The 22,036-nt window shown below is 68.5% G+C and carries 13 protein-coding genes and 3 rRNA genes; 6 read left to right on the top strand and 10 right to left on the bottom strand.

The genetic code is table 11. The annotated features are described in order from the left end of the window. Position 1 precedes the first annotated feature (1 nt). The 4 genes from HUV60_RS20650 to mtnA are packed head-to-tail and all read right to left on the bottom strand — an operon-like array spanning position 2 to position 5,851. Positions 2–1,867, bottom strand: coding sequence for an LpqB family beta-propeller domain-containing protein (locus HUV60_RS20650; RefSeq protein WP_443047361.1), 1,866 nt, complete (start codon positions 1,865–1,867; stop codon positions 2–4). Further along, a complete protein-coding gene (gene mtrB / locus HUV60_RS20645) occupies positions 1,857–4,007 on the bottom strand; it encodes an MtrAB system histidine kinase MtrB (protein WP_257848731.1) in 2,151 nt (716 codons plus the stop codon). The genes HUV60_RS20650 and mtrB overlap by 11 nt, the downstream gene beginning before the upstream one ends. A gap of 1 nt (position 4,008) precedes the next feature. Continuing rightward, complete coding sequence (gene mtrA / locus HUV60_RS20640) at positions 4,009–4,698, bottom strand: two-component system response regulator MtrA (protein ID WP_269441213.1); 690 nt, start codon at positions 4,696–4,698, stop codon at positions 4,009–4,011. Between the two features lie 4 nt (positions 4,699–4,702). Beyond that, complete coding sequence (gene mtnA / locus HUV60_RS20635; protein ID WP_257848729.1) at positions 4,703–5,851, bottom strand: S-methyl-5-thioribose-1-phosphate isomerase; 1,149 nt, start codon at positions 5,849–5,851, stop codon at positions 4,703–4,705. A 138-nt stretch (positions 5,852–5,989) separates the two neighbouring features. Between mtnA and HUV60_RS20630 the strand changes: the two genes are divergently transcribed. From HUV60_RS20630 to HUV60_RS20610, 5 genes are read left to right on the top strand one after another with little or no spacing between them, the layout of a single operon-like run. Beyond that, the gene (locus tag HUV60_RS20630; protein ID WP_257848728.1) at positions 5,990–7,312 is read left to right on the top strand and encodes a hypothetical protein; all 1,323 of its coding nucleotides are present in this window, start codon (positions 5,990–5,992) and stop codon (positions 7,310–7,312) included. A 31-nt stretch (positions 7,313–7,343) separates the two neighbouring features. Next, positions 7,344–8,093 carry a DUF4129 domain-containing protein gene (locus HUV60_RS20625; protein ID WP_443047360.1) on the top strand — a complete coding sequence of 250 codons (750 nt, stop codon included), beginning with the start codon at positions 7,344–7,346 and terminating at the stop codon, positions 8,091–8,093. Beyond that, positions 8,090–9,286, top strand: coding sequence for a DUF4350 domain-containing protein (locus tag HUV60_RS20620; protein WP_257848727.1), 1,197 nt, complete (start codon positions 8,090–8,092; stop codon positions 9,284–9,286). Before HUV60_RS20625 ends, HUV60_RS20620 begins: the two co-directional genes overlap by 4 nt. Further along, complete coding sequence (locus tag HUV60_RS20615; protein ID WP_257848726.1) at positions 9,286–10,275, top strand: AAA family ATPase; 990 nt, start codon at positions 9,286–9,288, stop codon at positions 10,273–10,275. The genes HUV60_RS20620 and HUV60_RS20615 overlap by 1 nt, the downstream gene beginning before the upstream one ends. Further along, complete coding sequence (locus HUV60_RS20610; protein WP_257848725.1) at positions 10,275–11,585, top strand: DUF58 domain-containing protein; 1,311 nt, start codon at positions 10,275–10,277, stop codon at positions 11,583–11,585. Before HUV60_RS20615 ends, HUV60_RS20610 begins: the two co-directional genes overlap by 1 nt. Before the next feature lie 112 nt (positions 11,586–11,697). Here HUV60_RS20610 and rrf read toward each other — a convergent pair. The 4 genes from rrf to HUV60_RS20590 all read right to left on the bottom strand — a co-directional run bounded on the left by rrf (position 11,698) and on the right by HUV60_RS20590 (position 18,442). Then, positions 11,698–11,814: ribosomal RNA gene (gene rrf, locus HUV60_RS20605) — 5S ribosomal RNA — on the bottom strand. A 97-nt stretch (positions 11,815–11,911) separates the two neighbouring features. After that, a 23S ribosomal RNA gene (locus HUV60_RS20600) occupies positions 11,912–15,033 on the bottom strand. A gap of 306 nt (positions 15,034–15,339) precedes the next feature. Next, positions 15,340–16,867 (bottom strand): 16S ribosomal RNA (locus HUV60_RS20595). The 16S, 23S and 5S rRNA genes sit together here, the layout of an rRNA operon. A 567-nt stretch (positions 16,868–17,434) precedes the next feature. Continuing rightward, positions 17,435–18,442 (bottom strand): stage II sporulation protein M, encoded by a 1,008-nt coding sequence (locus HUV60_RS20590; RefSeq protein WP_257848724.1) that lies wholly within the window; start codon positions 18,440–18,442, stop codon positions 17,435–17,437. A gap of 172 nt (positions 18,443–18,614) precedes the next feature. Here HUV60_RS20590 and HUV60_RS20585 point away from each other — a divergent pair, with 172 nt between their 5' ends. Further along, a complete protein-coding gene (locus HUV60_RS20585) occupies positions 18,615–19,583 on the top strand; it encodes an RDD family protein (RefSeq protein WP_257848723.1) in 969 nt (322 codons plus the stop codon). A 41-nt stretch (positions 19,584–19,624) separates the two neighbouring features. On the opposite strand, the gene HUV60_RS20580 is transcribed toward HUV60_RS20585, so the two are convergent. Together HUV60_RS20580 and ahcY are read right to left on the bottom strand one after the other, a co-directional pair. Then, a complete protein-coding gene (locus HUV60_RS20580) occupies positions 19,625–20,239 on the bottom strand; it encodes a hypothetical protein (RefSeq protein ID WP_257848722.1) in 615 nt (204 codons plus the stop codon). 187 nt (positions 20,240–20,426) lie between these two features. Then, positions 20,427–21,884, bottom strand: coding sequence for an adenosylhomocysteinase (gene ahcY / locus HUV60_RS20575; protein WP_257848721.1), 1,458 nt, complete (start codon positions 21,882–21,884; stop codon positions 20,427–20,429). Between the last annotated feature and the right edge of the window lie 152 nt (positions 21,885–22,036).

The raw sequence follows: 22,036 nt of genomic DNA, 5'->3' as shown, positions 1-22,036 counted from the left end.
CTCATCCCGGATAGACCGGAGCGGTCCCCTCCGTCACCTTCTGCCACTGGGCCCCCGACGGCAGTCGGACGATCCCGTCCACCGAGTGGGCCACCAGCGGCACCTCCTCGTCGGCGGACGCGGTGACCGCCTCGACTCCTGTGAGGGCTGCGGGCTGCGAGACCTCCGGTACGGAACCGTCGACCTCGATGTACCTCATCTGCTCCACCCCGCCCTCCTCGCTCCCGACCACGACGAGCCGGCTGTCACCGGTCCACGACATGGCGGTGACCTTCTCCAACCCGGGTGTCGCGGCCCTCAGCTGCAGCACGGTGACGGTGGGCCGCGCGCCTGTCTTCTCGGCCGGTCCGGCCGGCCCCGCCTGCCCGTCCGTCCCGCTCCGCTCGATCCGTCCGATCATCAGGGAGCGCCGGTCGCCCTTGGCCACCACGAGCGCGATCCTGACCCCGTCGGCGGCCACCCGGACCGACTGGATGCTTCCGTCCAGGCCCGGAGTACGCACCTCCAGCGGCTCGCCCCCGCCCTCATCGAGCAGGAACAGCCCCGGGTCGGCTGGATCGCGGTCGGCCACCCACAGGCCGCCCTGCGCGTCCCAGCTGGGCGCGGTCAGCCGGTCGTCCTCGGATTCGCCCCTGCTGCTCAGCACGGGCTCCCCGAGCGAACCGCCCGGCACGACCGAGCCGACGTACAACGACTCCCCGTCGAGGGCGACCCCGGCCGCCGTGCGTTCGTCCCGCGAGACGGCCACCGACCGCAGCGAGGTCTCGCCCTCGCCGAGCGCGCCGGGCACCGGGTCCGGCTGGGTGGCGTTGCTGCCGGCGGGGATCCGCACCAGCCGGTGGTCCTCGTCGATGAAGTACAGGTAGTCGGGGCTGTGCAGCGAGCCCCGGTCGGCCACGGTCCCGGTCGCCTCCTGGGGGAGCGAGCACAGCCGCTTCCCGCCGGCCCGCAGCTCGACCTCGTCCACGGCGGGGCTGAGATTGCGCAGCGTGAACAGCAGTTGGGCGGCCATCTCCTTGCACCGCTTGGCACCGGTGCCGGCCGCCCTGTCGTTGAGCGGCACGGTCAGCTTGCCGTGGTCGTCCGCCGTCAGCGGCCCGGCGTCCTCGTGCAGTGCCGCGCCCGCGGGGAAGCTCGACCTGACGACCGGGTCGAGCCAGGCCGTGGGCCCGCCCAGGAGCGAACGCACCATCTGGGTGGTGGGCTCCACATGGCTGCGGACGTACACCGGGTCGGCGACCGCCATCGGCGGTCCGTCCACGGCGGCCCTCAAGGTGTTCGAGGCGAAGTAGTACTTGCTGACGGACATGTAGTTGCGCTGGAAGTCCGACTTTCCCATGACGACGCCCTGCGGGACCCCGTCGATGCGCCACTGCCCGCTCTTCGCGTCCCGCGTGAGATGCACGAGCTTGCTGTACGCCCCGGTGGCGGACGCGTACGCCTGCTGCGTGTCCACGGTGGCGACCTTCTCGCCGGTCAGCGTGAAGGAGACCGCGCCGGTGTCCTCCCAGCCCGGCCGGTCGGCCTGCGCACCCGGCCCGTCCGCCAGCACCGTGGTGGACAGCTCGGGCTTCCAGGCCTCGGCCGCCTCGGTGGTCAGATACTGGCGCGCGGTCCTGTAGTCCGGATCGTCACTGGTCAGCGCTTCCAGGAAGCCCTGCACGATCTGTGCGGGCGACGCGTCCTCGCTCGGCGGCATCGCGAACACCCGCACCTGCGCGTCCTGCCGGGGCGTGGACTCCACTCCCCGCAGATCCCCGCTGTCGGGCATCGAGGCGCACCCTGCCAGCAGTACGGCACCGCTGGTGACGTACGCGATCATCCGTGCCGGCGTCCTTCGGCCGCGCCCTGCGCGCTCACCGTCCACGTGAAGCCTCCCCCTGCCTGTCCCCGAGGCCGTCGAGCCCCTCCAGGCCGTCCGGTTCGTCCACGTCACCGGCGGCGTCGTCCGCGGTGGCACCGGCACCCGCGCCGGCAGACTCCGCATCTCGCGTGGCCGGCCCCGCCGGCTCCCCCTGGCGCGGCGCGCCGTCTGCCGGCCGTGACACCACACGCGCGCCGTTGCCGGGCAGTGCCGTCGGATCGGCCGTGGGTGTCGCGGCGGCCGACAGCGGGGCGAGCGGATCACGGGCCGCGCGGGCGCAGCCCTCGGTGTCCGCGGGCGGCGCGGGCAGGGTGGCCCGCTTCTCGCCGTCCCCGCCGCCGTGCGGCAGACCGGCGGCGTCGAGTCCGTGGTTGCGCCGCGAGTCCCTGGGTTCCAGCGGTATCGGGGAGCCCCTCAGCGGCTCGTCCGCCGTCCGCGGCAGCGTCAGCCGGAACTGCGAGCCGCCGCCCGGCTCACCCCAGGCCTGGAGCCAGCCGCCGTGCAGCCGCGCGTCCTCCAGCGCGATGGACAGCCCCAGCCCGGTACCACCGGTGGTCCGCGCGCGCGCCGGGTCCGCCCGCCAGAAGCGGCTGAAGACCCGGGTCGCCTCACCGGGCTTGAGCCCGACACCGTAGTCCCGCACGGCGATGGCCACCGCCCCGCCCGCCGCGGCGAGCTTGACGACGACGTCCTTGCCGTCGCCGTGCTCCACGGCGTTGACGACGAGGTTGCGCAGGACGCGCTCCACCCGCCGGGCGTCGGCCTCGGCGACGACGGGCTGCTGGTCGCCGACCACCTTGATCCGCGTGCCCTTGCGCTCGGCGAGCGGCTCGGCCCCGCCGACCACGCGCCGTACGACGATCCGCAGGTCGACCGGCTCCGCCTCCAGGGCCGCCGCTCCCGCGTCGAAACGGCTGATCTCCAGCAGGTCCGAGAGCAGCGACTCGAACCGGTCGATCTGGTCGGCGAGCAGCTCGGCCGACCGTGCGGTCACCGGATCGAAGTCCTCACGCGCCTCATGGATGACGTCCGCCGCCATCCGTACGGTCGTCAGCGGTGTCCGCAGCTCGTGGGACACGTCCGACACGAACCGGCGCTGCATCCGCGACAGCTCCTCGAGTTGGTTGATCTTCAGCTGGAGGTTCTGCGCCATCTTGTTGAAGGCCTCGCCGAGCCGCGCGATGTCGTCCTCGCCGGTGACCTTCATCCGCTCCTGGAGCCGCCCGGCGGACAGCCGCTCGGCGATCCCGGCCGCCATCCGCACCGGCGTCACGACCTGCCGCACCACAAGCCAGGCGATCGCCCCGAGGAGGACGACGACGAACAGCCCGGCGGTCGCCAGCGTGCCCTTGACCAGACTCAGCGACTTCTCCTCCTGCGACAGCGGGAAGAGGTAGTACAGCTGGTACGGATCACCGTTGGGGTCGTTGACCTGCTTGCCGATGACCAGACCGGGCTGGGAGTCCGCGCCGTCGCTGTAGACGATCCGCGTGTACCGCTGCATCGCCCCCGTGCTGGTGTCGATCCGGGCCCGCAGGTCACCGGGCACGCTCTGGGCCGGATCGACGTGCCCGGAGGCGCGCGGCCCCCGCCCGCCGCCGCTCTCGTCACCCATGGGCAGGGTGACCACGTCGAAGGCTCCCTGGCCGCCGCTGGAGAGCGACTCCACGAGATCGCTCATCCACTGGATGACGCTCTGCGAGGACCCGTCCACCGCGGACGGGTCCTCGACCGTGCCGCTCTCGGCCTCGTCGGCCTGCTGCTTGGCCACCGCGAACCCGCCGGTGGCCTGGCTCTGGGACGCCTTCACCTTGGCGTCCAGCAGGCCGTTGCGCACCTGGCCGATGACGACGAGGCCCAGCAGCAAAACCACACCCAGCGACATCAGCAGAGTGGTGACGACGACCTTGAGCTGGATGTTGCGCCGCCACAGCCGTATGACGGGCAGCAGCGGCCGGTGCACCCAGCGCACGAACAGGCGGATGACCGGGCTGCCCTGGACTCCGCCCTGGAGCAACACGCCCTCCAGGAGGCGCCCCCAGCGGGAACGCCTCGGGGCGCGGCCCTCGGACGTCCGGCCGACAGGCCGCTCCGGTCGGTCCCCGGACCGGCCGGAGCCCGAAGCGGCACTGTCACCGGACATGTCAGCTCGGCCCTGCCTTGTAGCCGACCCCACGGACGGTCACCACGATCTCCGGCCTCTCCGGGTCCTTCTCGACCTTGGAGCGCAGCCGCTGGACATGGACGTTCACCAGCCGGGTGTCGGCCGCGTGGCGATACCCCCAGACCTGCTCGAGGAGCACCTCACGTGTGAACACCTGCCACGGCTTGCGGGCCAGCGCGACCAGCAGGTCGAACTCCAGGGGGGTCAGCGCGATCGACTGTCCCTCCCGCTTCACCGAGTGCCCGGCCACGTCGATCACCAGGTCGCCGATGGCGAGCTGTTCCGGCGCGGGCTCCTCCGACCTGCGCAGCCGTGCCCGGATCCGGGCGACCAGTTCCTTCGGCTTGAACGGCTTGACAATGTAGTCGTCGGCGCCGGACTCCAGCCCCACCACGACATCGACGGTGTCGCTCTTCGCCGTGAGCATCACGATCGGCACCCCGGACTCCGCCCTGATCAGGCGGCACACCTCGATGCCGTCCCGGCCGGGCAGCATCAGATCCAGCAGCACCAGATCGGGCTTGGCCTCACGGAAAGCGGCCAGCGCCTTGTCGCCGTCGGCTACGAAAAACGGCTCAAAACCTTCACCACGCAGCACAATGCCGAGCATCTCGGCCAGTGCGGTGTCGTCGTCGACGACAAGGACTCGTCCCTTCATAAACGACATCATCCCATTAGCTATTCGTGACCTGGCGTGACCTGGCACACAACTCGGCCAGGGCCTCTGCCGTCACGGGTGAGACGGCACCTTCCTCCGTGACGATCGCCGTGACCAGCTCTGGTGGTGTCACGTCGAACGCCGGGTTGTACGCCTGGGTCCCCAGGGGTGCCACAAGAATCCCGCCTCCCGCTTCGGTTCCGGCCACCGGCACCTGCGGTGCCGTGACCTCGGTCACTTCATGTCCAGGGCGCTGCTCGATCTCGATGGACGCCCCGTCCGGTGTCTGGGCATCGACCGTCGTCACCGGTGCCACCACTATGAACGGCACATGGTGGTATCGCGCGAGCACCGCGAGCGGATAGCTCCCCACCTTGTTCGCCACCGAGCCGTCGGCCGCGATGCGGTCCGCCCCTATCACCACCGCGTCCACCTCGCCCGCCGCGAACAGCGATCCCGCCGCACTGTCGGTGAGCAGCGTGTACGCCATGCCGCTATGGGCGGCCTCGTATGCCGTCAGGCGAGCACCTTGCAGCAAGGGACGCGTTTCGTCCACCCACAGCCGCCTGAGCCGGCCCGACCGGTGCGCCGCCAGCGCCACCGCGAACGCCGTGCCCTCTCCGCCCGACACCAGCGAACCGGTGTTGCAGTGGGTGAGGATCCGGTGCCTGCCGCCGGGCATCAGCTCGTCCAGCAGTGCCAGCCCGTGCCCGGCCATCCGGGCGCTGGCCTCGGCATCCTCCCGGTGCAGCTGCCGTGCCGCGGCCAGCGCCGCCCCGGCCGCCTCCTGGAGATCACCGCCGCGGGCGAGGACGTCCCGGTAGGCGTCCAGGGCCCGGCGTACCCCCACCCCGAGGTTCACCGCGGTGGGCCGGGCGCCCTCCAGCGCGGTCGCGGCGCCGTCCACGTCGAAGCCCCGTGCGGCGGCGAGAGCGACGCCGTACGCCCCCGCGATGCCCAGCAGCGGCGCACCGCGCACGGCGAGCGAGCCGATCGCCTCCACGAGCGCGGGGACGTCCGTGCAGACGGACTCGACCTCCTCGGCCGGCAGTCTGGTCTGGTCGAGGAGCACCAGAACGGGCCCTTCCGGTAGTTCCTCCCAACGGATCACCGGGATCTCGGTCGGCCGCTTGTGGTCGCCGCTGTGTGCGTACTGATCAGCCATGCGGCCAGTCTGCCCCCTGGGACGCGGACCATTGAAGGCACAGCCCTCACCTCGGCCGGTCCGTCGCCGACCACCCCATGGCACGATGGCAGCGAACCTGCCTCCGCGGCCGCGGACGCGCACCGTGAAGGAGCGACGATGAACGACACTCCGGGCTGGGCTTCGCCCGGATCCGCCCCGTCCGAAGGGCAGGGACCGGACGCGTCCGGACCTGCCGAGCCCGCAGACCGCCCGAACCCCGAGCAGCCCGCCCCGCAGGGTCCGGGCTGGTCGAAGGAGCAGCCGCCGAGCCAGTGGTCCGCACCCACAGACCGGCCCGGCGCCCCGGGCCCCGGCCAGGCGCCCCCGCCGGGCTGGGGCGCCCCGCCCCCGGCCGGGCCCGGCCACCACGGACCCGGTGGCCACGGCGGCGGGTACGCAGGCCCTGGCGGCTACGGTGGTCACGGCTCCTGGGGAGGAGGCTGGGGCGGTCCCCCGCCCGCGGCCAAACCCGGTGTGATCCCGCTCCGCCCGCTCGGCGTGGGCGAGATCCTCGACGGCGCGGTCTCCACCATGCGCACCCACTGGCGCACCGTCCTCGGCATCGCGCTGACCGTCGCCGTCCTCACCGAGATCGTCGCCGTCCTCGTCCAGGGGTTCTTCCTGGACGGCTCCAGCGCCGCGGCCCTCGGCGATCCGAGCGCGACCCTCGACGAGCTGACCGCCGCCATGGGCGACTCCCTGCTCAACAGCGGGGTGATCTTCGTGGTCACCCTGATCGGCACCGTCGCCGCCACCGCCCTGCTCACCACCGTCACCAGCCGCGCCGTGCTCGGCGTGTCGGTCACCGCCGCCGAGGCCTGGCGCGACGCCCGCCCCCAGATCCTGAGGCTGTTCGGCCTGATCTGCCTGCTGCTGCTCATCACCGTGCTCGTCATCGCGGTGGGCGCGGTACCCGGCTTCGTCATGGCCGCCACGGTCGGTGGTGGAGGCGCGGTGGCACTCACCGTCCTGGGCATCATCGGCGCCGGCCTCGTCACCCTGTGGCTGATGATCCGCTACTCGCTGGCCTCGCCCACGCTGATGCTGGAGAAGCAGGGCGTCTTCAAGGCGCTGGGCCGGTCCGCGAAGCTGGTGCGCGGCTCCTGGTGGAGGATCTTCGGCATCCAACTGCTCGCGACGATCATCGCGAACGTCGTCGCGTCGATCATCATCATCCCCTTCACCTTCGTCGCCGCGGCCTTCACCGGCGACGGCGTCACCGGCTTCCTCAACAGCGCCGGCGGCGACATCGGCTGGACGTTCCTCATCATCACCGGAGTCGGTGCGGTCATCGGCGCCATGATCACGTACCCGATCACGGCCGGCGTCACCGTGCTCCTCTACATCGACCAGCGCATCCGCCGCGAGGCCCTCGACCTCGAACTGGGTCGCGCCGCCGGCGTCCGGGGTTACGGGCCCGGCACCGTCCCGGGGAGCTGACAGGGTGCACACCGCGGGGGGAGTGCTCACCGTGCTCACATCGGCGCCGACGCTGCCCGAAGCCGCCGGCAGCACAGTCCTGGCGCTGCCGCGCGGTGACGGCGGGCCGCCCGTCACCCTCCCGCGCGACCCCGCACGGGAGGCTGCCCGGCGCGAACTGTCCAAGCAGATGTACCACGAGAACGACCCCAGTTGGTTCCAGCGAGCCCTGGACGCCTTCTGGGAGTGGGTCGGCAAGCTGTTCGACGTCGCCTCCACCGCCGCGCCCGGCGGCACACTCGGGCTGATCGTCGTCGCCGTCGCCGTGCTTGCCGTCCTGGGTGTCCTGGGGTGGCGCCTGGGCACCCCACGCCGCCGGCCGGCCTCCGCGCCCGTCCTGTTCGACGACCGCCCCCGCAGCGCCGCCGAACACCGCGCGGCCGCCGAGGCACACGCAGCCCAGGCCCACTGGAACCAGGCCGTCCAGGAGCGCATGCGCGCCCTCGTCCGCGCCCTGGAGGAACGCGCCCTGCTCGACCTCCACCCCGGCCGCACCGCCGACGAGGCCGCCGCGGAGGCCGGCCGCGCCCTGCCCGCCCACACCGGCCGACTGCACACCGCGGCCCGGAGCTTCGACGACGTGGCATACGGCGGCCGCACCGCGACGGAGGAGTCGTACCGGCAGCTCACCGAACTCGACCGCGACCTGGAACGGACCAAACCCCGGCTCGCGAGCACCTCCGCCGGCAACCAGAACCACAGCGACACGGGCGACGACGCCCGCCAGGGAGCCGCCGGATGACGACCGAGGTCCCGCTCCCCTCCACCTCGGCCTCGCCCACCGCCCGCCAGGTGTGGACCCGCGCGCGAGGCGTCGCCCTCGCGCTCGCGCTGCTGGCCGTGGCGGCCGTCGTCATCGCCGTGGTGCGCTCCGACGCCCGCCACGGCGAACTCGACCCGCGCTCCGCCGACCCCTACGGCAGCCGTGCGGTCGCCGAACTCCTCGCCGACCGCGGCGTGGACACGCGCGTGGTCACCACCCTGGAAGAGGCGTCCGCCGCCGCGAACCCGGACACGACCCTCCTGGTGGCTGTCCCCGACCTCCTGACACACCGCCAGCAGTCGCTGCTGCACTCCGAGTTCGCCGACTCCGGCAGCCGCACCGTCCTGGTCTCCGCCGGCAGCACGTCCGTCGACCGGCTCGCCCCGGGCGTCATCGCCGACCCGGCCACCAGCTTCGGCTCGACCCTCGACCCGGTCTGCGACCTGCCCGCCGCCGTCCGCGCGGGCTCCGCCGACACGGGCGGCCTGCGCTACACCACCGCCCATCTCGGCGCCGACGAGTGCTACCCCAGCGAGCGCCTGGCCACCCTGCTGCGCATCCCGGCGGCCACCGGAGGCGGCGACACGGTCCTCCTCGGAGCCCCCGACATCCTTCTCAACGACCGCCTCGACGAGCACGGCAACGCCTCGCTCGCCCTCCAGCTCCTCGGCTCCCGTCCGCATCTCGTCTGGTACCTCCCCTCGCTCACCGACGCCTCCGCCGCATCCGAAGAGGGCCGACGCAGCCTCTTCAACCTGCTTCCCTCCGGTTGGCTCTGGGGCACCGCGCAGCTCTTCGTCGCGGCAGCCCTGGCCGCCCTGTGGCGGGCACGCCGGCTCGGCCCGCTCGTCCCCGAAAGACTCCCCGTCGCGATCCGCGCCTCCGAGACCGTCGAAGGCCGCGCCCGCCTCTACCGCAAGGCGAATGCCCGCGACCGCGCGGCCACCGCTCTGCGCTCCACCACCCGCACGCGCCTCGCCCCTCTCGTAGGTGTCCCCGTGTCCCAGGCGCACACGCCCGAGACCCTGCTTCCCTCCCTGTCCACCCGCCTCCACGGCGACGGGCAGTCCCTGCGCGATCTCCTGTTCGGCCCGCCGCCCGGCGACGACGCAGCCCTGATCACCCTCGCCGACCGACTCGACGCCCTCGAAAGAGAGGTACGCCGTCCATGATGGACCCGACCACTGACAACGCCGCGCACACCGGGGACCCGGCCGCCGCCCGTGCCTCCCTGGAAGCCCTGCGCGCCGAGATCGCCAAAGCCGTGGTCGGCCAGGACCCCGCTGTCACCGGACTCGCCGTCGCCCTGCTGTGCCGCGGACACGTCCTCCTCGAAGGCGTCCCCGGGGTCGCCAAGACCCTGCTCGTCCGCACCCTCGCCGCGGCCCTCGACCTCGACACCAAGCGCGTCCAGTTCACCCCCGACCTGATGCCGAGCGACGTCACCGGCTCCCTGGTCTACGACGCACGGACCTCCGGGTTCTCCTTCCAGCCCGGCCCCGTCTTCACCAATCTCCTCCTCGCGGACGAGATCAACCGCACTCCCCCGAAGACCCAGGCATCCCTGCTGGAAGCCATGGAGGAGCGCCAGGTCACCGTCGACGGCACCTCCCGCCCCCTCCCCGACCCCTTCCTGGTCGCCGCCACCCAGAACCCCGTCGAGTACGAGGGCACCTACCCCCTCCCCGAGGCCCAGCTCGACCGCTTCCTCCTCAAACTCACGATCCCGCTGCCCTCACGCCAGGACGAGATCAACGTGCTCACCCGCCACACCGAGGGCTTCAACCCCCACGACCTGCGCGCCGCCGGCGTACGCCCCGTCGCCACCGCCGCCGATCTGGAAACCGCCCGCGCCGCGGTGGCGAAGACGACGGTGTCCCCCGAGATCACCGCCTACGTCGTCGACATCTGCCGCGCCACGCGCGAGTCGCCGTCCCTCGCCCTCGGCGTCTCCCCCCGAGGAGCCACCGCCCTCCTGTCCACCGCCCGCGCCTGGGCCTGGCTGACCGGACGCGACTACGTCATCCCCGACGACGTCAAGGCCCTCGCCCTCCCCACCCTCCGCCATCGCGTCCAGCTGCGCCCGGAAGCCGAGATGGAAGGCGTCACGACCGACTCGGTCATCAACGCGGTCCTCGCCCACGTCCCCGTCCCCCGCTGATGGCCCTCACCGGACGCGCCGCTCTCCTGGCTGCACTCGGCTCTCTCCCCGTCGGTCTCTCGGAGCCGGGCTGGGCGGGCCTGCTCGCCGTCAACGCCCCCCTGGCGGTGGCCTGTGCCTGCGACTTCGCCCTGGCCGCCCCCGTGCGCCGGCTCGGCCTCAGCCGCTCCGGCGACACCTCCGTACGCCTGGGCGACAGCGCCGACATCACCCTGACGGTCACCAACACGTCCCGCCGCCCGCTCCGGGCCCGTATCCGTGACGCCTGGCCCCCCAGCAGCTGGCAGCCCGGCACCGAGGTGGCAGCCTCCCGGCACCGCCTCACGGTCCCCGCGGGCGAACGCCGACGCGTCACCACCCGGCTGCGCCCTACCCGCCGCGGCGACCGTCTGGCCGACCGTGTCACCGTCCGGTCCTACGGTCCGCTCGGTCTCTTCGCACGCCAGGGCACCCATGACGTCCCCTGGACGGTCCGTGTGCTGCCGCCGTTCACCAGCCGCAAACACCTGCCCTCCAAACTGGCCCGGCTGCGCGAACTGGACGGCCGCACCAGCGTCCTCACCCGCGGCGAGGGCACGGAGTTCGACAGCCTGCGGGCATACGTCCCCGGCGACGACACCCGCTCCATCGACTGGCGTGCCACAGCCCGGCAGTCCGCCGTAGCGGTACGCACCTGGCGCCCCGAACGCGACCGGCACATCCTGTTGGTCCTCGACACCGGCCGCACCTCCGCGGGCCGGGTCGGCGACATCCCCCGCCTGGACGCATCCATGGACGCGGCCCTGCTCCTCGCGGCCCTCGCCTCCCGGGCCGGCGACCGCGTCGACCTCGTCGCCCACGACCGCCGCCTCCGCGCCCTCGTCCAGGGCCGCTCGGCAGGCGACCTCCTCCCTTCCCTGGTCAACGCCATGGCCATCCTCGAACCGGAGCTCGTCGAAACCGACGCCCGAAGCCTGGCGTCCACAGCCCTGCGCACAGCCCCTCGCCGCTCCCTGATCGTCCTTTTCACGACGCTCGACGCGGCCCCCGTCGAGGAGGGCCTGCTCCCCGTACTGGCCCAGCTCACCCAGCGCCACACAGTCCTGCTCGCCTCGGTCGCCGACCCGTACCTGGCACGGATGTCCCACGCCCGCGGAAACACCGAAGCCGTGTACGAGGCCGCGGCAGCAGCCCAGGCCCGGACGGAACGCGACCGCACCGCGGAACAGCTCCGCCACCACGGCGTCACAGTCGTCGAAGCAACCCCGGACGACCTGGCACCGACCCTGGCAGACGCCTACCTCGCCTTGAAGGCAGCGGGACGCCTCTGAGGGAAGAGGGAAAGAACGACAAGAAGAAAGGGGAGAGCGGCCCGGCCGGCCACAGGGTCCCTAAACGCGGGAAGCCCCGTGCCGAAGGGCACGGGGCTTCCCGTCAAAGATTGTTCGGCGGCGTCCTACTCTCCCACAGGGTCCCCCCTGCAGTACCATCGGCGCGGTAGGGCTTAGCTTCCGGGTTCGGAATGTAACCGGGCGTTTCCCCTACGCTATGACCACCGAAACACTATGAAACAGACAACCGCACCGCCCACCACCGCATACCGGTGACGACGGGGTCGTTCGTGGTTTCAGAACCAACACAGTGGACGCGAGCAACTGAGGACAAGCCCTCGGCCTATTAGTACCGGTCAACTCCACACGTTGCCGTGCTTCCATATCCGGCCTATCAACCCAGTCGTCTACTGGGAGCCTTACCCTCTCCAGGAGGTGGGAGTCCTCATCTCGAAGCAGGCTTCCCGCTTAGATGCTTTCAGCGGTTATCCCTCCCGAACGTAGCCAACCAGCCATGCCCTTGGCAGGACAACTGGCACACCAGAGGTTCGTCCGTCCCGGTCCTCTCGTACTAGGGACAGCCCTTCTCAAGACTCCTACGCGCACAGCGGATAGGGACCGAACTGTCTCACGACGTTCTAAACCCAGCTCGCGTACCGCTTTAATGGGCGAACAGCCCAACCCTTGGGACCGACTCCAGCCCCAGGATGCGACGAGCCGACATCGAGGTGCCAAACCATCCCGTCGATATGGACTCTTGGGGAAGATCAGCCTGTTATCCCCGGGGTACCTTTTATCCGTTGAGCGACGGCGCTTCCACAAGCCACCGCCGGATCACTAGTCCCGACTTTCGTCCCTGCTCGACCCGTCGGTCTCACAGTCAAGCTCCCTTGTGCACTTACACTCAACACCTGATTACCAACCAGGCTGAGGGAACCTTTGGGCGCCTCCGTTACTCTTTAGGAGGCAACCGCCCCAGTTAAACTACCCATCAGACACTGTCCCTGATCCGGATCACGGACCCAGGTTAGACATCCAGCACGACCAGACTGGTATTTCAACGACGACTCCACCACCACTGGCGTGACAGCTTCACAGTCTCCCAGCTATCCTACACAAGCCGAACCGAACACCAATATCAAACTGTAGTAAAGGTCCCGGGGTCTTTCCGTCCTGCTGCGCGAAACGAGCATCTTTACTCGTAGTGCAATTTCACCGGGCCTATGGTTGAGACAGTCGAGAAGTCGTTACGCCATTCGTGCAGGTCGGAACTTACCCGACAAGGAATTTCGCTACCTTAGGATGGTTATAGTTACCACCGCCGTTTACTGGCGCTTAAGTTCTCAGCTTCGCCACCCCGAAGAATGACTAACCGGTCCCCTTAACGTTCCAGCACCGGGCAGGCGTCAGTCCGTATACATCGCCTTACGGCTTCGCACGGACCTGTGTTTTTAGTAAACAGTCGCTTCTCGCTGGTCTCTGCGGCCACACCCAGCTCAGAGGGAAAACCCCATCACCGGACATGGCCCCCCTTCTCCCGAAGTTACGGGGGCATTTTGCCGAGTTCCTTAACCATAGTTCACCCGAACGCCTCGGTATTCTCTACCTGACCACCTGAGTCGGTTTAGGGTACGGGCCGCCATAAAACTCGCTAGAGGCTTTTCTCGACAGCATAGGATCATCCACTTCACCACAATCGGCTCGGCATCAGGTCTCAGCCCCGTGTGCGACGGATTTACCTACCGCACGGCCTACACCCTTACCCCGGGACAACCACCGCCCGGGCTGGACTACCTTCCTGCGTCACCCCATCACTCACCTACTGACCGCTTGGACCGGCGGCTCCACCACTTTCCCTTCCCCGAAGGGTCCGGAACGGCTTCACGGCCTTAGCATCACGATGCTCGATGTTTGACGCTTCACAGCGGGTACCGGAATATCAACCGGTTATCCATCGACTACGCCTGTCGGCCTCGCCTTAGGTCCCGACTTACCCTGGGCAGATCAGCTTGACCCAGGAACCCTTAGTCAATCGGCGCACACGTTTCTCACGTGTGTATCGCTACTCATGCCTGCATTCTCACTCGTGAACCGTCCACAACTCGCTTCCGCGGCTGCTTCACCCGGCACACGACGCTCCCCTACCCATCACGATCCCCGTTGGGGGCACATATCGCAATGACACGACTTCGGCGGTACGCTTGAGCCCCGCTACATTGTCGGCGCGGAATCACTAGACCAGTGAGCTATTACGCACTCTTTCAAGGATGGCTGCTTCTAAGCCAACCTCCTGGTTGTCTGTGCGACTCCACATCCTTTCCCACTTAGCGTACGCTTGGGGGCCTTAGTCGATGCTCTGGGCTGTTTCCCTCTCGACCATGGAGCTTATCCCCCACAGTCTCACTGCCGCGCTCTCACTTACCGGCATTCGGAGTTTGGCTAAGGTCAGTAACCCGGTAGGGCCCATCGCCTATCCAGTGCTCTACCTCCGGCAAGAAACACACGACGCTGCACCTAAATGCATTTCGGGGAGAACCAGCTATCACGGAGTTTGATTGGCCTTTCACCCCTAACCACAGGTCATCCCCCAGGTTTTCAACCCTGGTGGGTTCGGTCCTCCACGAAGTCTTACCTCCGCTTCAACCTGCCCATGGCTAGATCACTCCGCTTCGGGTCTTGAGCATGCTACTGAAACGCCCTGTTCGGACTCGCTTTCGCTACGGCTTCCCCACCCGGGTTAACCTCGCAACACACCGCAAACTCGCAGGCTCATTCTTCAAAAGGCACGCAGTCACGACGTCGAGTGCACGCACTCGACGCGACGCTCCCACGGCTTGTAGGCACACGGTTTCAGGTACTATTTCACTCCGCTCCCGCGGTACTTTTCACCATTCCCTCACGGTACTATCCGCTATCGGTCACCAGGGAATATTTAGGCTTAGCGGGTGGTCCCGCCAGATTCACACGGGATTTCTCGGGCCCCGTGCTACTTGGGTGTCTCTCCAACGAGCCGCTGACGTTTCGACTACGGGGTCTTACCCTCTACGCCGGACCTTTCGCATGTCCTTCGCCTACATCAACGGTTTCTGACTCGCCCTGTTGCCGGCAGACAACAGAAGAGAGATCCCACAACCCCGCATGCGCAACCCCTGCCGGGTCTCACACACATACGGTTTAGCCTCATCCGGTTTCGCTCGCCACTACTCCCGGAATCACGGTTGTTTTCTCTTCCTGCGGGTACTGAGATGTTTCACTTCCCCGCGTTCCCTCCACATACCCTATGTGTTCAGGTATGGGTGACAGCCCATGACGACTGCCGGGTTTCCCCATTCGGACACCCCCGGATCAAAGCCTGGTTGACGACTCCCCGGGGCCTATCGTGGCCTCCCACGTCCTTCATCGGTTCCTGGTGCCAAGGCATCCACCGTGCGCCCTTAAAAACTTGGCCACAGATGCTCGCGTCCACTGTGCAGTTCTCAAACAACGACCAACCACCCACCACCCCCGGCAACAACCGGAGTTCACTGGGGCCGGCATCCAGAGGGATCATTCCCTCAGACACCCAACAGCGTGCCCGGCACCCTCTGCCGCTCCCCCGACGTTCCACACCCCTGCGGGCAGTACTGGAAGGAGAAAACAACCAAGAGCACCGACTAATCAACGTTCCACCCATGAGCAACCAGCACCGGACACGCGCCGGTGTACTGGCCCCTGGACCACCGGGCAAGCCCGGCGGCCTGGAAGTGCTCCTTAGAAAGGAGGTGATCCAGCCGCACCTTCCGGTACGGCTACCTTGTTACGACTTCGTCCCAATCGCCAGTCCCACCTTCGACAGCTCCCTCCCCACAAGGGGGTTGGGCCACCGGCTTCGGGTGTTACCGACTTTCGTGACGTGACGGGCGGTGTGTACAAGGCCCGGGAACGTATTCACCGCAGCAATGCTGATCTGCGATTACTAGCAACTCCGACTTCATGGGGTCGAGTTGCAGACCCCAATCCGAACTGAGACCGGCTTTTTGAGATTCGCTCCACCTCACGGCATCGCAGCTCATTGTACCGGCCATTGTAGCACGTGTGCAGCCCAAGACATAAGGGGCATGATGACTTGACGTCGTCCCCACCTTCCTCCGAGTTGACCCCGGCGGTCTCCTGTGAGTCCCCATCACCCCGAAGGGCATGCTGGCAACACAGAACAAGGGTTGCGCTCGTTGCGGGACTTAACCCAACATCTCACGACACGAGCTGACGACAGCCATGCACCACCTGTACACCGACCACAAGGGGGGCACTATCTCTAATGCTTTCCGGTGTATGTCAAGCCTTGGTAAGGTTCTTCGCGTTGCGTCGAATTAAGCCACATGCTCCGCTGCTTGTGCGGGCCCCCGTCAATTCCTTTGAGTTTTAGCCTTGCGGCCGTACTCCCCAGGCGGGGAACTTAATGCGTTAGCTGCGGCACCGACGACGTGGAATGTCGCCAACACCTAGTTCCCACCGTTTACGGCGTGGACTACCAGGGTATCTAATCCTGTTCGCTCCCCACGCTTTCGCTCCTCAGCGTCAGTAATGGCCCAGAGATCCGCCTTCGCCACCGGTGTTCCTCCTGATATCTGCGCATTTCACCGCTACACCAGGAATTCCGATCTCCCCTACCACACTCTAGCCTGCCCGTATCGACTGCAGACCCGGGGTTAAGCCCCGGGCTTTCACAATCGACGCGACAAGCCGCCTACGAGCTCTTTACGCCCAATAATTCCGGACAACGCTCGCGCCCTACGTATTACCGCGGCTGCTGGCACGTAGTTAGCCGGCGCTTCTTCTGCAGGTACCGTCACTTTCGCTTCTTCCCTGCTGAAAGAGGTTTACAACCCGAAGGCCGTCATCCCTCACGCGGCGTCGCTGCATCAGGCTTTCGCCCATTGTGCAATATTCCCCACTGCTGCCTCCCGTAGGAGTCTGGGCCGTGTCTCAGTCCCAGTGTGGCCGGTCGCCCTCTCAGGCCGGCTACCCGTCGTCGCCTTGGTGAGCCATTACCTCACCAACAAGCTGATAGGCCGCGGGCTCATCCCTCACCGCCGGAGCTTTTAACCCCCACCCATGCGAGTGGAAGTGTTATCCGGTATTAGACCCCGTTTCCAGGGCTTGTCCCAGAGTGAAGGGCAGATTGCCCACGTGTTACTCACCCGTTCGCCACTAATCCCCACCGAAGTGGTTCATCGTTCGACTTGCATGTGTTAAGCACGCCGCCAGCGTTCGTCCTGAGCCAGGATCAAACTCTCCGTGAATGCTCTCCCGTAACCGGGAAGGACACATCACGAGAGCGGAACAGTCGAGCGGAACAGGCCCGACCGTTCACAGCGTCCTCGCTGTGTTTTCTTCAAAGGAACCTCGTCCCGGCCGAACGGCCGAGGACGGGGTATCAACATATCTGGCGTTGATTTTTGGCACGCTGTTGAGTTCTCAAGGAACGGACGCTTCCTTCGTACTCACCCTCTCGGGCTTTCCTCCGGGCGCTTCCCTTCGATCCTGCGTCCCCGACTCTACCAGATCTTTCCGATCCGATTTCCTCGGGCCTTCCGCTTTCCAGGCTCCCGCTTTCGCGTTCCCCTTTCCGGCGGATCCGACTTTATCAGAGATTCCGGGTCGGACTGACCGACCGGATTTTTCCGATTCATCGGGAGGGGCTTCGTCGAATTCTGAAATCTCGAGAAGCAGTCAGATGATCACCGTTGCCACTGCGGGGCACAGCCCAGTTCCAGGCAACTGTTCAAATCTACCTCCCCGCACGGTTCGTGTCAACGGTTCCTGCGGGGCGAAGAGGAGACTAGCAGCTGAACGGAGCTCCACGCACCTCAGGCGGCCGTCGGCACGACGGCGCTGCGTTCGGCCGTCTCCAGGTCACCGGTCTCACCGGCCCGCGCCGCGCGTCCGCCCAGGACATAGACGTAGGCCAGGAAGGCCAGCTCCGCGACGACTCCGATGGTGATGCGGGCCCAGGTGGGAAGGCCGGACGGGGTGACGAAGCCTTCGATCGCGCCGGAGACGAAAAGGACCAGCGCGAGGCCGATCGCCATGGCCAACGCTGCCCGGCCCTCCTCCGCGAGGGCTCTGCGCCGCGGGCGTGTCCCGGGGTCGATGAGAGTCCAGCCGAGGCGCAGGCCGGTGCCGGCGGCGACGAAGACCGCGGTCAGCTCGAGGAGGCCATGGGGCAGCACGAGGCCGAGAAAGGTGTCGAGCCTCCCCGCGGAGGCCATCAGTCCGAAGCCGACCCCCAGGTTGAGCATGTTCGTGAAGAGGACCCAGATGACCGGCAGGCCCAGGAAGACACCCAGGATCAGGCAGAGGGCAGCGGCCCACGCGTTGTTCGTCCAGACCTGGGCGGCGAACGAGGCCGCGGGGTTGCTGGAGTAGTACGTCTCGTACTGGCCGCCGGGGCGGGTGAGCTCGCGCAGCTCGGCGGGTGCGGCAAGGGATGCCTGGACTTCGGGATGGGTACCGATCCACCAGCCGAGGAGGGCCGCGACCGCGGTGGACAGGAGCGCGGTGGGCACCCACCAGTGGCGTGCCCGGTACACGGCGGCCGGGAAGCTGTGCGAGAGGAAGTGGGTGACGTCTCTCCAGGACGCGCGACGGGTCCCCGTCACGGCGCCACGCGCGCGTGCCACCAGTTGGCTGAGCCTCCCCGTCAGCTGCGGGTCGGGGGCTGCGGACTGGACCAGCGAAAGGTGCGTGGCCGTGCGCTGGTAGAGGAGGACGAGTTCGTCGGCCTCGGCGCCGGTCAGCCGACGCTGGCGCCGGAGCAGGGCGTCGAGGCGGTCCCACTCCGCGCGGTGGGCGGAGACGAAGACGTCCAGGTCCATCGGTGTGCCTGCTCCTCGGCTGTTCGTCGGCTCCCGCCGCGATTCTTCGTCGGCCGCACGGACCGGCCGGCTTGGGGATACGGGATGATCGGCTGGTCGTACTGCGGTGCGATGTGTCACCAGCTTGGCAGACTGGCGGTGTTCCGGGCAGGGGAAGGAAGGGCGGGCGGACGTGAGTGAGCTGGTGACGGGCGAGGCTGTGGCGTTGGAGCTGCGCCCCGCGAAGCTGCCCAGCAGAGCACTGGCCGTGCTGCTCGATCTGGCCGCGGCCATGACGGTCTATGTCGTGGTGACCATCGCACTGGTGGCTTCGACGTCTTCCCTGGACCAGGCGGCGCAGACGGCGATCTTCCTCGCGGCCTTTCTGTTGTTGCTGGTGGGCGGGCCGATCGCAGTGGAGACCCTCACCCATGGTCGATCGCTCGGGAAGATGGCCTGCGGCCTGCGGGTGGTGCGGGACGACGGTGGGCCGATCCGTTTCCGGCACGCGCTGGTGCGGGGACTGATCGGAGTGATCGAGATCCTGATGACGATGGGCGTCATCGCGTGCATCGCCTCGCTCGTGTCGTCGCGGGGGCGGCGGCTCGGGGACGTGTTCGCCGGGACCCTCGTCGTTCGGGAGAGGCTGCCGGTCGGGCCCGTGGGCTCGGTGCCACCGCCTCCGCCCTGGCTGGCCGGCCGGTTCTCGGGGCTCGATCTGTCCGCGGTGCCGGAGGGGCTGTGGCTCGCCGTACGCCAGTACCTGACGCGGATGCGGCAGCTGGACCCGCAGGTGGGGCAGGCGATGGCGGAGCGGCTGGCGGCGGATCTGGCGGACCGGACGGGGGCGCCGGTGCCTCAGGGCGTGCCGGCGGCGGCGTATCTGTCGGCAGTGGTGCAGGAGCGGCAGGCCCGGGATGCGCGGCGTGCCTTCGGGCAAGGTGTCGGTGGAGCGGCGGCCATGGGCGGCGGGCCGGTCGGCGCATTCGGACCGGCAGGTCCGTACGCCCCGCCGCCCGTCGATCGGGCAGCTCCACCGACCGCATACCCCTCCACCCCCGCTTCTCCGGCTGCTCCGGCTGCTCCGGCTTCCCCGGCTGCTCCGGCCGCTCCCCCGCCTGCGGCCGAGGGGCCGTCGACCGGGTTCGTTCCGCCGGCGTAGGGCGTACGGCGTTTTCGGGGCGGGCGCCCGGGGTGGGGGGATCAGTCGAGCGCCGAGGGGGGTGACTCGAGGTCCTCGAGTTCGATGCCGGGGGCCGCGAGGACCACGTCCCCGGAGAGGTGCACGGTGTGCTGCTCGCCCGTGTCCAAGGCTGTGACCTGGTATGCGTCCACGGTCAGGGGTCCGTTGTCAGTGGCGTGTGCTTCTCTTTCCACCAAGGTCCAGGACTGGTCCACGGTGAGCGGGGCGAGCACTGGGTCCGTGAAGGCGACGAGGCGCACGCGAGTGGCCGGGGCGGAGGGGGTGAGGCGCAGAAGACGGGCGGTGGCGATGAGGAACGCGGGTGAGGAGCCGGTGAAGGCGTGGGCGCGCGCATTGCCCTCGGTCGCGTGGGTTCCGGTGGGGTCGGTACGGACCCAGGTGACTCCGTCGAGGGCGGCGGCGCGGACCTGCCAGCTCGCGGCATGCAGTTCGAGTCGGATGGGCCGGCCGAGTTCGTCGAGGGCCAGGTCGGCCGAGCCCAGGTGATCGCCGGACGGGGCGGTGAGCTGGGAGACGTAGCGCCAGCCGGAAGGACCGGGGGCGCAGTGGAAGTGTTCTTCGGCGAGGAGGGTGTGATCGTGCGGATCGTGGAGCGAATAGCGGCCGCGGGGCATGGGGGTCCTGGGTCTTGACGGGCGGGCCGGTCCGTCCGGTCGCTGGCCGGCCAACGGGACAGGCCCCCGTCACGGGGGTGCGGGGGCCTGTCCCGGGTGGTCCCGCCGTCGATGAGCGCGCCGGCGCACGGGCGCGCTCACCGTGGCGGGAGCCTCGGCCCGGTGGGCGTCGGCTCGGGCGCCGGGCTCAGTAGCGGTAGTGGTCCGACTTGTACGGACCCTCGACCGTCACACCGATGTACTCGGCCTGCTCGGGACGGAGGGTGGTCAGTTTCACGCCGAGCGCGTCGAGGTGGAGCCGGGCCACCTTCTCGTCCAGGTGCTTGGGCAGCACGTAGACGCCGGTCGGGTATTCGTCGGGCTTGGTGAACAGCTCGATCTGGGCCAGGGTCTGGTCCGCGAAGGAGTTGGACATCACGAACGACGGGTGGCCGGTGGCGTTGCCCAGGTTCAGCAGGCGGCCCTCGGAGAGGACGATGAGGACCTTGCCATCGGGGTAGGTCCAGGTGTGTACCTGCGGCTTGATCTCGTCCTTGACGATGCCGGGGGTCCGGGCAAGGCCGGCCATGTCGATCTCGTTGTCGAAGTGGCCGATGTTGCCGACGATGGCCTGGTGCTTCATCTTGGCCATGTCCGAGGCCATGATGATGTCCTTGTTGCCGGTTGTGGTGACGAAGATGTCGGCCTTGTCGACGACCTCGTCCAGCGTCGTGACCTGGTAGCCGTCCATCGCCGCCTGCAGGGCGCAGATCGGGTCGATCTCAGTGATGATCACGCGGGCGCCCTGGCCGCGCAGGGACTCCGCGCATCCCTTGCCGACGTCGCCGTAGCCGCAGACGACCGCGGTCTTGCCGCCGATCAGGGTGTCGGTGGCACGGTTGAGGCCGTCGACGAGGGAGTGGCGGCAGCCGTACTTGTTGTCGAACTTCGACTTGGTGACGGCGTCGTTGACGTTGATCGCCGGGAACAGGAGGGTGCCGTCGCGGTGCATCTCGTACAGGCGGTGGACGCCGGTCGTGGTCTCCTCGGTCACGCCGCGGATCTCGGACGCCAGCTGGGTCCACTTCTGCGGACTCTCGCTCACCGTGCGGGTGAGGAGTTCGAGGATGACGCGGTGCTCGTCGGACTCGGCGGTGTCGACCGGGGGGACCTTGCCGTCCTTCTCGTACTCGACGCCCTTGTGGACCAGGAGGGTGGCGTCACCGCCGTCGTCCAGGATCATGTTCGGGCCGCCGGTGGAGGTGCCCGGCCAGGTCAGTGCCTGCTCGGTGCACCACCAGTACTCCTCCAGCGTTTCGCCCTTCCAGGCGAAGACGGGGATGCCCTGCGGGTTCTCGGGCGTGCCGTTCGGGCCGACGGCGATGGCGGCCGCGGCGTGGTCCTGGGTGGAGAAGATGTTGCAGGACGCCCAGCGGACCTGAGCGCCGAGGGCGGTCAGGGTCTCGATGAGGACGGCGGTCTGCACGGTCATGTGCAGGGAACCGGTGACACGGGCGCCGGCCAGGGGCTGTGCCTCGGCGTATTCCTTGCGGATCGCCATCAGGCCCGGCATCTCGTGCTCGGCCAGAGTGATCTCCTTGCGGCCGAAGGCGGCCAGGGAGAGATCGGCGACCTTGAAGTCCTGTCGGGTGTCGACAGTCGTCATGGAGAGCTGCTCCTCGGGGTGTGGGTCGAGGTGGGTACGGCTGTTCTGCGCGGCGGCGGACACAGGAGTGCCCGGGGAGGGCACAGGCATGCCCCGCGTGCGCGCAGCGCAGTCCGTCGGAGGCCCTCTCTCCCTCGGCCGGTCCGCAGGGG

This window comes from Streptomyces sp. KMM 9044 (assembly GCF_024701375.2).
Lineage (GTDB): Bacteria > Actinomycetota > Actinomycetes > Streptomycetales > Streptomycetaceae > Streptomyces.
Note: the sequence above shows the minus strand (reverse complement) of the source record. Positions and strands in the feature narration are given on the sequence as shown.